At 71.8% G+C, this 13,377-nt stretch carries 14 protein-coding genes; 8 read left to right on the plus strand and 6 right to left on the minus strand.

Annotated features, from left to right (window positions below):
- Window positions 1-70: 70 nt before the first annotated feature.
- Window positions 71-625 carry a methylated-DNA--[protein]-cysteine S-methyltransferase gene (locus H4687_RS11800; RefSeq protein ID WP_046917303.1) on the plus strand — a complete coding sequence of 185 codons (555 nt, stop codon included), beginning with the start codon at window positions 71-73 and terminating at the stop codon, window positions 623-625.
- A gap of 127 nt (window positions 626-752) precedes the next feature.
- Here the strand turns inward: H4687_RS11800 and H4687_RS11805 are convergent, their stop codons facing one another.
- A complete protein-coding gene (locus H4687_RS11805; RefSeq protein WP_046917308.1) occupies window positions 753-1,187 on the minus strand; it encodes a VOC family protein in 435 nt (144 codons plus the stop codon).
- Window positions 1,188-1,286: 99 nt separating this feature from the next.
- On the opposite strand from H4687_RS11805, the gene H4687_RS11810 reads away from it, so the two are divergent.
- On the plus strand, window positions 1,287-2,192 hold the full coding sequence (locus H4687_RS11810) for a pseudouridine-5'-phosphate glycosidase (protein ID WP_046917302.1): 906 nt from the start codon (window positions 1,287-1,289) through the stop codon (window positions 2,190-2,192).
- Window position 2,193: 1 nt separating this feature from the next.
- Window positions 2,194-3,096, plus strand: a complete 903-nt coding sequence (locus tag H4687_RS11815; protein ID WP_050399025.1) for a carbohydrate kinase family protein — start codon at window positions 2,194-2,196, stop codon at window positions 3,094-3,096.
- Window positions 3,097-3,168: 72 nt separating this feature from the next.
- Here H4687_RS11815 and H4687_RS11820 read toward each other — a convergent pair whose 3' ends face one another.
- On the minus strand, window positions 3,169-3,966 hold the full coding sequence (locus H4687_RS11820; RefSeq protein WP_050399026.1) for a methyltransferase domain-containing protein: 798 nt from the start codon (window positions 3,964-3,966) through the stop codon (window positions 3,169-3,171).
- Window positions 3,967-4,385: 419 nt separating this feature from the next.
- On the opposite strand from H4687_RS11820, the gene H4687_RS11825 reads away from it, so the two are divergent.
- Window positions 4,386-5,513 (plus strand): magnesium and cobalt transport protein CorA, encoded by a 1,128-nt coding sequence (locus H4687_RS11825; protein ID WP_046918196.1) that lies wholly within the window; start codon window positions 4,386-4,388, stop codon window positions 5,511-5,513.
- A 108-nt stretch (window positions 5,514-5,621) separates the two neighbouring features.
- Here H4687_RS11825 and H4687_RS11830 read toward each other — a convergent pair whose 3' ends face one another.
- On the minus strand, window positions 5,622-6,050 hold the full coding sequence (locus H4687_RS11830; protein ID WP_046918197.1) for a CBS domain-containing protein: 429 nt from the start codon (window positions 6,048-6,050) through the stop codon (window positions 5,622-5,624).
- 297 nt (window positions 6,051-6,347) lie between these two features.
- On the minus strand, window positions 6,348-6,989 hold the full coding sequence (locus H4687_RS11835) for a nucleoside/nucleotide kinase family protein (protein ID WP_050399028.1): 642 nt from the start codon (window positions 6,987-6,989) through the stop codon (window positions 6,348-6,350).
- A gap of 92 nt (window positions 6,990-7,081) precedes the next feature.
- Here H4687_RS11835 and H4687_RS11840 point away from each other — a divergent pair, with 92 nt between their 5' ends.
- The 3 genes from H4687_RS11840 (at window position 7,082) to H4687_RS11850 (ending at window position 10,173) form a co-directional block, all read left to right on the plus strand.
- Window positions 7,082-7,765, plus strand: a complete 684-nt coding sequence (locus tag H4687_RS11840) for a DUF2293 domain-containing protein (protein ID WP_078907410.1) — start codon at window positions 7,082-7,084, stop codon at window positions 7,763-7,765.
- A gap of 181 nt (window positions 7,766-7,946) precedes the next feature.
- Window positions 7,947-8,426 carry an anthrone oxygenase family protein gene (locus tag H4687_RS11845; RefSeq protein WP_050399032.1) on the plus strand — a complete coding sequence of 160 codons (480 nt, stop codon included), beginning with the start codon at window positions 7,947-7,949 and terminating at the stop codon, window positions 8,424-8,426.
- 259 nt (window positions 8,427-8,685) lie between these two features.
- A complete protein-coding gene (locus H4687_RS11850) occupies window positions 8,686-10,173 on the plus strand; it encodes a glutamate synthase subunit beta (RefSeq protein ID WP_046919747.1) in 1,488 nt (495 codons plus the stop codon).
- Window positions 10,174-10,367: 194 nt separating this feature from the next.
- On the opposite strand, the gene H4687_RS11855 is transcribed toward H4687_RS11850, so the two are convergent.
- Complete coding sequence (locus H4687_RS11855; RefSeq protein ID WP_046919746.1) at window positions 10,368-10,919, minus strand: carboxymuconolactone decarboxylase family protein; 552 nt, start codon at window positions 10,917-10,919, stop codon at window positions 10,368-10,370.
- 41 nt (window positions 10,920-10,960) lie between these two features.
- Here H4687_RS11855 and pdxR point away from each other — a divergent pair, with 41 nt between their 5' ends.
- Window positions 10,961-12,373, plus strand: coding sequence for a MocR-like pyridoxine biosynthesis transcription factor PdxR (gene pdxR / locus H4687_RS11860; RefSeq protein ID WP_046919745.1), 1,413 nt, complete (start codon window positions 10,961-10,963; stop codon window positions 12,371-12,373).
- A 180-nt stretch (window positions 12,374-12,553) separates the two neighbouring features.
- On the opposite strand, the gene H4687_RS11865 is transcribed toward pdxR, so the two are convergent.
- A complete protein-coding gene (locus H4687_RS11865) occupies window positions 12,554-13,369 on the minus strand; it encodes an SAM-dependent methyltransferase (RefSeq protein ID WP_078907411.1) in 816 nt (271 codons plus the stop codon).
- Window positions 13,370-13,377 lie beyond the last annotated feature (8 nt).

Genomic DNA, 13,377 nt, shown 5'->3' on the forward strand with positions numbered 1-13,377 from the left:
AGGGCGTGCGTTTCGCCGGGGTGGACCGCACGCCGCCGCCGTTGTCAGTGGCGGCCCGTACGGTGGTCGCATGAACAGCCATGCGCAGGACGAGCAGCGGGTCGTATGGGCCGTCGTCGGCACGGACATCGGGCCGCTGCTGCTGGCCGCGACGGACGAGGGCCTGGTGCACGTCGTGTTCCACGCCACGGACGCGGTGCGCGACCAGACACTCGGCCGGCTCGCCTCCCGCCTGGGCACCACCCCCGTGGAGGCACCCGGCGCGCCGCAGCTGGCCGAGGCGATACGTCAGGTGAAGGCGTACTTCGCGGGCGAGCGTCATGACTTCGAGCTGCCGCTCGACTGGTCACTGATCTCGGGGTTCAATCGCCAGGTGCTGCGCGAGCTGGCGTCCGGCGTCCGCTACGGCTCGGTCGTGGGCTACGGCGATCTCGCTCGGCGCGTGGGGCAGCCGGGCGCGGCCCAGGCGGTCGGAGTCGCGATGGGGTCGAATCCGTTGCCGGTGGTCGTGCCGTGCCACCGGGTGGTCGAGAGCGACGGCGGCATCGGCGGGTTCGGCGGCGGGCTGGAGACCAAGCGGAAGCTGCTGGCGCTGGAGGGCGTGCTTCCGGAGCCCCTGTTCTGAGACGGCCGTGGACGGACTGTGCGTGTCCGTGCCCGGCCTGAGCGCAAGGGGCACCGAAGGCGGGTGCAGTGGGCGCGCATCGGTCATCGGGCGGCATTCCGGCACGCGCGGAGCGGCCGGAAACCGATCACGCCCGGTCGTAGTGGCGTGCCTCGAACACGTTGCCGTCCGGGTCCCGGAAGTAGAAGCTGCGCCGGGCCGCTCCCCGCGCGCCGAAGGAGTCGTACGAGAAGTCGGAGACGGGAACCGCCCTGTCCTCCAGGCGGGTGCGCAGTTCGTCGAAGGCGTCGCCGGGCATGGCCAGGCAGACGTGGTTGACCGGGTGCCCCGCGCTGTCGGCGGCGCCGGGAACCATGGTCAGGGTTTCGGCCATGGAGAGCGGCATGAGGTCGAGGAGGGTCTCGTCGTTGAGGCGTACGGAGGGGAAGGGCGCTCCTCCCGCCGCGTACTCGGTGACCCGCACGGGCTCCAGACCGACGGCCTCCTCGTAGAAGGCGGCCGCGGCGATCGGCTCCCGCACCCACAGGACGACATGGTCGAGGCGTGTCGTGTTGTCCTTCATGCACGTCAGGCTGGTGTCCTGCACCACAGTACGCAAGGGTTTGGCCGGGCGCGCCGTCCGCCAGGGATGAGGGAAGAACGACAGACAGGAGGCGAGCGCGTGCTGGTGGTGTCCGAAGAGGTGCGGGAAGCGGTCGACGCGCGTCGACCCGTGGTGGCGCTGGAGTCCACGATCATCGCGCACGGGCTTCCCCGCCCGCGCAATCTGCAGGTGGCACTGGAACTGGAGGAGGTAGTACGGCAGGAGGGAGCCGTACCCGCGACGATCGCCGTGCTCGACGGGCGGCCCCACATCGGCCTCGGCAAGGACCAGTTGGAGCGGGTCGCCAACGAGGACGGCATCCGCAAGCTGGGACACCGGGACCTGCCCCTCGCGGTGGCCTCCGGTGCGAGCGGCGCGACCACCGTGTCGGCGACCGCCCAACTGGCGGCCCTGGCAGGCGTACGGGTGTTCGCTACGGGCGGGCTCGGGGGTGTGCACCGGGAGTGGACGTCGACCCAGGACGAATCCGCCGACCTGGGCCTTCTCGCCCGCACCCGGATCACGGTGGTGTGCGCCGGCGTGAAGTCGATCCTGGACGTCCCGGCCACCCTGCAGCGCCTGGAGACGCTGGGTGTCGCGGTCGCCGGGTACGGCACGGAGCGCTTCCCCGGGTTCTATCTGTCCGACTCCGGTCATCCGGTGGAGTGGACGCTGCGGTCGCCGGACGAGGTCGCGGACGTCATGCGGGCACAGGACACGCTCGACGGACCGGAGTCGGCGCTGATCGTCGCCAACCCCGTACCGGAGGAGGAGCAGCTCGATCCCGAACTGCACGCACGCGTGCTCGCGGAGGCGCTGCGGGCGTGCGAGGCGGAGGGCGTCACGGGGCAAGGGGTCACCCCCTTCCTGCTGAGCCATCTGGTCCGGCACACGGACGGCGCCTCCCTCCGCGCCAACCTGGCGGCGGTACGCGGCAACGTACGGCTCGCGTCCCGGATCGCGGCGGCCTGGGCCGGGGCGTGACATGAGCGGGGCGTTGCTCGTCGTGGGGGACGTCGTCACGGATGTCGTCGCCCGGCACCGCGGACCGCTCGCGCCGGGCACCGACACGGCTTCCGCGATCCGGACGCTGCCGGGCGGGGCGGGTGCCAACGTGGCCTGCTGGGCGGCCCACTGGGGCTGTGCCGACGTGCGGCTGCTGGGGCGGGTGGGCACGGACGGGGCCGCGTGGCACGAGCGGGAGCTGCGGGCTTCGGGAGTACGGCCCCGTCTCGTCGTCGATCAGGACGCGGCCACGGGGACGGTGATCTGCCTGGTGGACACGGGTGAGGCGGCCGAGCGCACGTTCCTCACCGACAGTGGCGCCTCGCTGCGGCTCGACCCTGACGACTGGTCACCGTCGCTGCTCGACGGGGTCGCGCGGCTGCATCTGTCGGGCTATCTGTTCTTCTCGGAGCCGAGTCGCGCGCTGGTGTCCGTGGCCCTGGAGTCGGCACGCGCGCGTGGCGTGCCGGTCAGCGTCGATCCCGCGTCGGCGGGCTTCCTCAGGCGGCTGGGCGTGGCCCGTTTCCTCTCGCTCGTCGAAGGGGTCGACCTGTTGCTGCCCAGCCGCGACGAGGCGTGCCTGCTGACCGGCCTGCCCGATCCGGCCGACGCGGCGGCCAAGTTGAGCCGCCTCGTCCCCCTGGTCGTGGCCAAGCAGGGCGCCGACGGTGCGCTGGTCGCCCGCGGGGGCAGTGTCGCGGCACGGATTCCGGCGGCTCCGGCCACGCCGCGCGACACCACCGGCGCCGGCGACGCCTTCACCGGGGCATTCCTGGCCGCGCTGCTCGCGGGCGCCGAGGCCGAGGTCGCGGCGATCGAGGGGTGCGGGGCGGGGGCGCGGGCGGTGCAGAAGGTGGGGGGACGGCCGCCGGGGGTGGGCTGAGGGTCTCGCGCGGCGTAGGTCGGGCGGTTGCGCCCCCGCATGCCCGTGCGGGGCGGAGCACGAGCACGCGCACTATGCCTTTCGGCCCCACGCCGAGATGAGCGGCGGGGCGGCGATGTCCATGGCACCGGCGGCGATGTCGGCCAGATGCCGGTCGATCTCCTCCTCCGTGGCGAGGTTCGCCTCGACGAGTGCCGCACGGAGCCCGCTGATGGTCGTCGACTCCAGCGCCGCGCAGGCGGGTGAGGCCACGGGGAAGTACGCGTCGGCCTCCACACCGCGCAGACCCGCCGCGCGCAGCAGTCGCGGGAGTCGCCGGCCGTGTGCCGGATCGATTCCACGTTCGGCGAGCAGGGCGCGGACGGCCTCATGGAGCCTGTTGGCCAGCTGGTGCTCGGGGCCGGTTTCCTCCAGACAGGCCAGGGGTTGGAGAGCGGGGTCGGCGTCCTCGATCAGGAGCCGTCCACCAGGACGCAGAGCCTTGATCATCGACAGCAGCGCCCGTTCGCGGTCCGGCGCGTGGGCCAGGGCGAGGCGGGCGTGGACGAGGTCGAAGCCGTCGCCGGGCGGCTGGTCGACGCCCAGGTGGTGGACGAGGGCCTCGACCGGCGGGCGGGTGACCGAGGGGACGGCCCAGGAGATGTCGGTGTCGGTCGCGATGACCTTGCCGGTCGGTCCGACCTTCTTGGCCAGCCAGGAGACCACGGTGGTGCCGCCCGCGCCGACCTCCCAGCAGCGCCAGCCCGAACCCAGTCCGAAGCTTTCCATGTGCCGGAACGTCGTGGGGTCGAAGAGGGTGGCGAAGGCGTCGGGGCCCTGGCCCGTCTCGGCCTGCCGGTGGTCGAGGAGATACCCGTCGGTTCGCATCATGCCGCGATCATCCCATTTGCCCGACTTATCACTCACGGCGACTCTCCAGCGGTCCGCGAGGTCCGTCCCCTTGACGGCGATAGGACGGCGATCGGACGGCGAGGACGGCGACGGAACGGACGGCGATCGGACGGCGAGGACGGCGACGGAACGGACGGCGATCGGACGGCGAGGACGGCGACGGAACGGACGGGATCGGACCGAACGGACCGAACGGACCGGATCGGGACGGCTGGATCCGGGTGGTTGGATCGGGGCAGCTGGATCAGGAACGGCCGGCGTCGGCAAGGACGTCTACCTCTACAAGTGAAGTGGAACATTCCGTTCCCACAGGCTTACCCGGCACTCGTTCGGCCCTGGCAAACTGGCGCGACAAGGCACGGAGTGCGGTGCGAGGGGATTCACGCAAGGAGAACCAGATGTCCATGGCAGGGAATCTGCGGAAGGTCACCGGCCTCGACAAGGTCGGTGGTCTCCGCAGGATGGCACGGCTGTCCCGACGGCGTCCCCGCGTCGACCTCAGCCATCCGGCCCGCTCCCCGCTGGGCACCTCGGTGGTGAACTGCGTGACGTACCACAAGGGCGTCCGCTCCCCCGGTGGCCGCGATGTCGTCGAGGCCGTCAAGCAGGTCCGCAAGCACGACCACGGCTTCGTCTGGCTGGGGCTGCACGAGCCGACACAGCGGGAGTTCGCCGGCATCGCCGAACTCTTCGACCTTCACCCGCTGGCGGTCGAGGACGCGGTCGAGGCCCATCAGCGCCCCAAGCTGGAGCGTTACGGCGACACGCTGTTCGCGGTGTTCAAGACGGTCTGCTACGTCGAGCACGCCGAACTGACCGCGACGAGCGAGGTGGTGCACACCGGCGAGATCATGGTGTTCGTCGGCGCCGACTTCGTGATCACGGTCCGGCACGGGCGGCACGGCTCGCTCGGTCCACTGCGCGAGGAGCTGGAGGCGAACACGGAGCAGCTGTCCAAGGGACCGGCCGCGGTACTGCACGCGATCGCGGACCACGTGGTCGACGACTATCTGAACGTCACGGACTCGGTGCAGACGGACATCGACCAGGTCGAGACGGATGTGTTCGCCGCGAACGGCGCGCGCGTCGACCCCGGGCGCATCTACCAGCTCAAGCGCGAACTGCTCGAACTCAAGCGGGCGGTGGCCCCGCTCGCCCGCCCCCTCCTGGAACTGACCTCGCGGCCGATCCGGGTGGTCGACCCGGAGATACAGGCCTATTTCCGGGACGTCTCCGACCACCTGCTGCGGGCCACCGAGCAGATCGCCGCGTTCGACGAACTGCTCAACTCGATCCTCCAGGCGCACCTGGCGCAGGTCAGCGTCGCGCAGAACGAGGACATGCGGCGGATCACGGCGTGGGCGGCGCTGATCGCCGTGCCGACCATGGTGTGCGGGGTCTACGGCATGAACTTCGAGCACATGCCCGAGCTGCACTGGAGGTTCGGCTACCCGCTCGTCCTGGGAGTCATAGCCACCGCCTGCGTCACCCTCTACCGGGGCTTCAAGCGCAACGGGTGGCTGTGACTCCCGGAGGAGAAACGGGGACGGGAACGGCGCGGGAGCGGAGTGGTGTGGTCGGTCGGTCGGTCGGTCGGTCGGTCGGTCGGTCGGTCGGTCGGTCGGTCGGTCGGGTCAGTGTGTCGTGCTCTTGGCATAGACGCTTTCGACCCAGGCGGCGATCTGGTCGTCCGACAGGTGATGGGCCAGGTCGGCCTCGCTGATCATGCCGACGAGCCGCTTGTTCTCGATCACCGGGAGACGGCGGATCTGGTGCCCCTTCATCTCCTCCAGTACCTCACCGATGTCCGCGTTCGCGTCGATCCAGCGCGGGGTTCCCCTGGCCATCTCGCCCGCCGTGATCGTCGACGGGTCATGGCCCAGGGCGACACAGCCGACGACGATGTCGCGGTCGGTGAGGATGCCGCAGAGCCGTTCGTTCTGGTCGCTGATGGGGAGTGCCCCGACGTTCAGCTGGCGCATCAGCTGCGCGGCGCGGTCCAGGGTCTCGTGGGCGGGGATCCACTGGGCTCCGCGGTGCATGATGTCTCCGGCGGTGGTCATGTAGTACCTCCCGGTGCCGGACGGCCGGCGCGGCGCAGGACACACCGCTAGTCCCGGCGCCCTACATTCTTGCCGCGATCGGAGTGAAGCGCACTCGGGGGCGTACTCGGGCGGGCCCGCGCCGCCCTCGTGGGATGCGGATGTGACCCCGGACGGCGAAGTGGACGGTACGCCCCCAAGGGCCCGCCGACGAGCCGGATGCTCACGCGGTGCCCACCACTCCGAGGGCAAGGCCGGCGCATGGGACCCACCGGACCGCCGGACGTGGCGGAGCTTCCGGAGTTCGCTGCGTGTCTGTCAGCCGTTCCAGGCCGGGTGTCGGGGGTCGTCGGCGCGCACCAGGACGTCGGCGGTGGCGGCCGGGTCCGTCTCGGCCTCGTAGCGCTCGAAGGCAGGGAGGGTCCAGTGCTCGCCCTCAGGGGTGCGGCGGCGCAGGGCGCCCGGGGAGAGGAGGACATGGACCGTCAGGTCGAAGGGGAACCAGTGCTTGAGGAGGAGGGGGCCGTGCGTCAACAGAAGCGCACCGGGTGGGAGTTGGACGTAGGGGCTGCGGGTCGCGCGGTCGGTGGTGGGGTCCCAGAGGTCGGGCAGGATCCGGCCCGTGCCGCCGGGGTCGAGGGGGCCGAAGACCTCGCGCCACAGGGCGGCGGTGTCGAACCAGCCGTCGTAGTACGCCTCCACGTCCTCGTGGCCGTACTCGAACCGGAGCGACGCGGGCCGGAGGAACCCCTCGGTGCCCACGACGAGCGAGGGCCGGCCGCGCATGCGCAGCGCCTCCGCCACCCGGTCGGCCAGGTCTCCCGGGCGGGCGGTCGGGGCACCGTCGAAGGCGATGCGAGGCCAGGGCGATCCGTCGTCCGGCTTCAGGTCGGCGATGCGGTCGGCGAGGAGGTCGCCGAGCCGTTCCCAGGTGATCGCTTCGAATCGCACACGGCCCATGATGCCGCGCGCGGCCTACCGCGCCGGCGCCGGTCGGGACGCCGGTGCGACGACGACGTGACCACACGGCCACCAGCGGGAAAGTACCGCGTATGGCAGCGCTCGCTACTCCCCCGCCCCGTACCGGGCTTGTCGTCGTGCAGGCGCTCAGGAAGAAGCACTGCGCCGAGTGCCGGAGCGGTCCGGTGGCGCTGTTGGTGCTGGAGGAGGGAGCGCCGCGCTGCCTGGACTGCGCGGATCTCGGGCACCTGGTGTTCCTGCCCCGGGGCGACACCGCGCTCACGCGGCGCGCCCGGGAGGAGAGTGCGCTGTCGGCGGTGGTCGTACGGTTCAACCGGCGCCGAAGTCGTCACGAGCGGCAGGGTGTCCTGGTGGAGGAGGCGGCGCTGGTCCGCGCGGAGGAGCGATGCCTGGCGGACGCCGAGGCGCGACGCCGACGCCGACTGCGGGACGCACGGCGGCGGGCGGTGGAGGACGTCCGTTTCACGGACGCGTTCGCGGCGGAGGTACGACGGCTGTTCCCCGCGTGCCCGGCCGAGCGGGCCCGGGAGATCGCCGCCCACGCGTCGTTGCGCGGCAGCGGCCGCGTGGGCCGCAGCGCGGCCGGACGCGCGCTGACGCAGGTCGCGGTGACCTCCGCCGTCATCGCGTCCGTCCGGCACGTGGACACGCCGTACGACCGATTGCTGATGACCGGCGTGCCCCGGCACGAGGCGAGACGACGGATCGCGGGGGCGGTGGAGGCGAGACTGCGGGAGTGGCGGGGGGTGGGGTGAGGGGAGGGGGGTGGGGGGGGGAGGCCCCCCAAAGGGGTACGTCAGGTTCGAAAGCCCGGACGCTCGCGCATGGGCCGGCGTACGGGCGCGAGGGTGACCCTGGCTGTACAGCTGTTCACTTGTGGTGACGGTGGGTGCGGGGCAGGATCTTGGGGATTCGGGGATCGAGGTGGGAGCGGACATGATCGATGGGCCGTACTTCGTGCTGACGGTGCTGGGGCTGCTCGGGACGGCGATCGTGGCGGGCGTGTTCTGCGGGTTCTCGACGTTCGTGATGAAGGGGCTGGCGTCGTTGCCGCCCGCGCAGGGTGTGGCGGCGATGCAGGCGATCAACGTGAGCGCGTTGACGCCGGCGTTCATGCTCGTGTTCGTGGGTACGGCGGTGTTGTGTGCGGTGCTGGCCGTCGTGACGTTCGTGTTGTGGCCGGACGAGGGCAGGGTGGAACTGCTGCTGGGCAGTGCGCTGTATCTGTTCGGTTCTTTCGGGGTCACGATGGTGGCGAACGTGCCGCGCAACGAGACGCTCGCCAAGCTGGACGCGGGTACGGCGGAGGCCGCCACGTACTGGCGTGAGTACGTGGGCCGGTGGACGGCCTGGAACACCGTCCGGGCTGTCGCGTCGGCCGCGGCCGCCCTGTCGTATCTGCTCCCGCTGGCCTGAGGCGGGGGCGGCGGGCGCGTCGTATCGTGGCGGGAAGAGAGCCGCCCGACGGCGTACAGCCTCGCGCTTCGCGCCCCCGTCCTCATGCCCCTCAGCCCCTCGTGTTTCTCATGCCTCTCGCACCTCTCGTACCTCTCGTACCTCTCGTACCTCTCGTACCTCTCGTACCTCTCATGCCTCTCATGCCGATCCAGTCCGCCGGAGTACGGCCCTGTGCGGCCGTGTCCGTCCGCGTACGCCATACGTGAGGGAGACGGCCATGGCCGATCCCAAAGGTTTTCTGACCACGCCGCGCGAGGAGTGGCGCCGTCGGCCCGTGGAGGAGCGGGTGCGGGACTGGGACGAGGTGTATGTCCCGGGGGCGCTCCTCCCGATCGTCAGCAGACAGGCCGACCGGTGCATGGACTGCGGGGTCCCCTTCTGCCACGACGCCTGTCCGCTGGGCAATCTGATCCCCGAGTGGAACGACCTCGTGTCGCGGGAGGACTGGCGGGCGGCGAGCGACCGGCTGCACGCCACGAACAACTTCCCCGAGTTCACCGGACGGCTGTGTCCCGCGCCCTGCGAGGCGGGGTGCGTGCTGGCGATCAACCAGCCCGCGGTGACCATCAAGAACGTGGAGGTCGCCATCGCGGACCGGGCCTGGGAGGACGGTTTCACACCCCCGCGCCCACCGGACCGGCTGTCCGGGAGGACGGTCGCCGTCGTCGGCTCCGGGCCCACCGGGCTGGCGGCGGCACAGCAGCTGACGCGGGCCGGGCACACGGTAGCCGTGTACGAACGGGCCGACCGGATCGGGGGGTTGCTGCGGTACGGGATCCCGGCGTTCAAGATGGAGAAGCGGCATCTGGACCGGCGGCTGGAGCAGATGCGGGCGGAGGGAACGAAGTTCCGTACGTCGACCGCCGTGGGGAGGGACGTCGGCGCGGCCGAGCTACGGGCCCGGTACGACGCGGTGGTGATCGCCACGGGGGCCACGGCCTGGCGCGAACTGGACGTACCTGGACGGGAGTTGAGTGGGATTCATCAGGCGATGGAGTACCTGCCGCTGGCCGACCGGGTGTGCGAGGGGGACCTGGAGGTGTCGCCGCTGTCCGCGGCCGGGAAGCATGTGGTGATCGTCGGAGGTGGTGACACGGGGGCGGACTGTCTGGGGACGGCGGTGCGGGAAGGGGCCGCGTCCGTGACGCAGCTGGACATCTATCCGCTGCCGGAGGCGGAGCGTGACGAGGACCTCGATCCGTGGCCGACGTATCCGAAGGTCTACCGGCTCTCGGCGGCGCACGAGGAGGCGCGCGAGCTTCGGTCGGCGCCGGCGGCGGACGCGGACGCGCGGCTCTTCGCGGCGTCCACGCTCCGCTTCACCGGAGACGGGGCGGGGCATGTACGGGCCCTGCACCTGGTCGAGGTCGATGGACGGCGGCAGGTCCGGCCCGGAACCGGGCGGTCGCTGCCCGTCGATCTGGTCCTGCTGGCCCTCGGGTTCTCCGGGCCGGACCGTCACGACGGGCTCGTCGAGCAGCTCGGGCTGGCGCTTGATCCGCGTGGGACGATCACGCGGGGACCGGACTTCGCGACCACGGTGCCCGGTGTGTATGCCGCTGGGGACGCCGCGCGCGGGCAGTCCCTCGTCGTCTGGGCGATCGCCGAGGGCCGCGCGGTGGCCGCCGCGGTCGACCGGCGACTGACCGGCACGGGACGCCTGCCGGCACCGATCGGACCGTACGACCGGCCCATGACGGCGTGACCGGCCGGGGGCGGCATCGCAGCGCCGGGCCGCATGGCCAGGCCACGTCGCCAGGCCACGTCGCCAGGCCACGTCGCCAGGCCGCGTCGCCATGCCGCGTCGGCGTCGTCGGCGTGACCTGGCGCGGTGACCCGGCGCAGTGACCTGGCGGGGTGACCTGGCGGGGTGACCTGCCGGGGGCGGACCCGGGTGGGTCAGCGGGTGTCCGTGCCGGCTCGCTTGGCGGTGGAGAGGGCGATGCGGTTCCACGTGTTGATGGCGAAGATCAGGGCGAGGACGTGAGCCAGTTCGGTGTCGTCGAAGTGGGTCGCGGCTTCCGCGTAGACGTCGTCGGGGACGCCGGCGTCGGCGACGAGCGTGACCGCTTCGGTGAGGGCCAGCGCGGCCTGTTCGCGGGGGGTGAAGAAGTGCCGGGCCTCCCGCCAGACCGGGATCATGTGCAGCCGGTCCTCGCTCTCGCCGGCCTTGCGGGCGTCGTTGGTGTGCATGTGGAGGCAGTAGGCGCAGTGGTTGAGGTGGGAGGCGCGGATCTGGATCAGTTCCACCAGGGTCGGGTCGAGGCCCTCGCGAGCCGCCGCGTCGAAGCCGATGAGGGCCCGGAAGACGTTCCGGGCGGACTTCGCGAAATCGAGGCGGGGCGTGTTCACCGCGCCCGTCGCGCCCGTCGCGTGTGTCGCGTCCGTCGCGCCCGTCGAGTTCTGCACCGTGTCCGTAGCGTTCTGCACCGTGTTCGTCGTCATGACCATGAATCTATGACAGAGAAAGACCTGCCATAGGGTGCATTCTCATGGTGGATTCGTGGGTCAATTCCGCGGAGCGGATCGGAGCCGATCTGCATCTCGAACTGTCCGGTCGGGGTGGGCGGCGGGCGGCGCTGATCGGGGCGTTGCGGGAAGCGGTGCGCGGTGGGCGGCTCCCTCCCGGGACCCGGCTGCCCCCGTACCGCTCGCTCGCCGCCGACCTGGGGATCGCCCGGAACACGGTCGCCGACGCGTACGCGGAGTTGGTCGCGGAGGGTTGGCTGACGGCGCGGCAGGGGTCGGGGACGCGGGTCGCCGAGCGGGCCGAGCCGTTGGACGTCCCCGCGCGCAGGTCCCGGGAGGCACATCCACGCGTGCGTGGGCCTCGGCACGATCTGCGGCAGGGCACGCCTGACGCGTCGGCGTTTCCGAGGACGGCCTGGTCGGCGTCGTATCGCAGGGCGCTGGCGCAGGCGCCCAACGAGGTGTTCGGGCCCGGTGATCCGGCCGGCCGGATCGAGCTGAGGGAGGCGCTCACCGAGTACCTGGCACGCGCGCGGGGCGTGCGGGCCGAGCCCTCGCGGATCGTGATCTGCTCCGGCTTCGCGCACGCGCTGCGGCTGCTCTTCCACGGCCGGGTGCTGCGGGGGCCGCTGGCCGTGGAGTCGTACGGGCTGGGTTTCCATCGTGAGCTGCTGTCGGCGGCCTCCGTACGGACGGTTCCGTTGCCGCTCGACGAGGACGGTGCCCGGGTGGACGGGCTGGGCCGGGAGCGGGCCGTGCTGCTCACGCCGGCGCATCAGTTCCCCACCGGCGGTCCGCTGCATCCCGTCCGGCGGGCCGCTGTCGTGGACTGGGCACGCGCGCGTGGGGGGCTGATTCTGGAGGACGACTACGACGGGGAGTTCCGCTACGACCGTAAGCCCGTCGGGGCCCTGCAGGGTCTGGATCCCGAACGGGTCGTGCACATCGGTTCGGTGAGCAAGAGTTTGTCGCCGGCGTTGCGGCTGGGGTGGATGGTGCTGCCGGAGCGGTACGTGGGCGCCGTGCTGGAGGCCAAGGGCGAGCGGGAGGCGTGGGCGAGTGTGCCGGAGCAGCTGGCGCTCGCGGACTTCGTGGTCTCCGGGGCGTACGACCGTCATGTGCGGCGTATGCGGCAGCGGTACCGGGCGCGGCGGGACCGCCTCGTCGCGGCCCTCGCCGCGCACGCGCCGCATGTCGAGGTCACCGGGATCGCCGCCGGACTGCATGCTGTGCTGCGGTTGCCGCCCGGTAGCGAGCGCTCCGCGGTGAAGGCGGCGGTCTGGCGGGGCGTCGCGCTCGACGGTCTGGCGGAGTTCCGGCATCCGGAGGCCGTGGGGGACGCGCCGGACGGGCTCGTCGTGGGGTACGCGACGCCCCCGGAGCACGCGTACGGCGCGGCGGTCGAGGCGCTGTGCGGGGTGCTGCCGCCCGGGTGAGGGGTGCTGCCCTCCGGGTGATCCGCTCCCCCGCACCCGAGTGCGCCCTCACACCCGAGCGCGCCCCCGCGCGCGACCGCATACGTGCGCCGCGACCGCATACGTGCGCCGCGACGACATGCGTGCGCGGCGCGTGCCGGGAGGCTCGCGCCGCGCTCGTGCGTGACCGTCCGCGAAGCCCTACGGCTTGCGCGCCACCGCCCCGTATCCCGGGATGATCCCGTCGTCCTGTCCGGGGACGGGTTCGCCGAGTTCGGGGTGCCAGTGCTGGGGCACCTCGACGCCGGGGTCGACCAGTTCGAGGCCGTCGAAGAAGCGGGTGAACTCCTCGCGGGAGCGCAGGGCCAGGGTGACGCCCGCGGCCTTGAGCTTCTCGGTCGCGGCCCTGGACTCCTCGGGGGTGAAGTCGGCGGTGGCGTGCGAGATGACGAGGTAGCTGCCGGAGGGCAGTTCGGACATCAGCCGCTGGACCAGGGCGTGCGCGCCGTCCTCGTCGGAGACGAAGTGCAGCAGCGCGATCAGCGAGAGCGCCACGGGCCGGTCGAAGTCCAGGATCTTCCTGGCGCCTTCGACGACGGCGTGCGGGTCGCGCACGTCGGCCTGCAGATACTCGGTGCGCCCCTCGGGCGTACCGCGCAGCAGGGCGGCCGCGTGGGCCAGCACGATGGGATCGTTGTCGCAGTAGACGACGTGCGCGTCGGGGGCGACGCGCTGGGCGATCTGGTGCAGGTTCGGCTCGGTGGGGATGCCGGTGCCGATGTCGAGGAACTGCCGTACGCCGTTCTCCGTGAGCCAGCGTGTGGAGCGGTGCATGAAGGCGCGGTTGACCTGTGCCATCACCGGCACCCGGGGATCGAGGGCCAGCATCTGCCTGCCCATGGCCTCGTCGACGGGGTAGTTGTCCTTGCCGCCGAGGTACCAGTCGTACATGCGCGCGGGGTGGGGTCTGCTCGTGTCGATCTCGACGGGGGGACTCCCGTTCATGACGAACTCCATGGGAACGT

Origin of the sequence: Streptomyces stelliscabiei (genome assembly GCF_014873495.1) — a bacterium.
Classification (GTDB): Bacteria; Actinomycetota; Actinomycetes; order Streptomycetales; family Streptomycetaceae; genus Streptomyces; species Streptomyces bottropensis.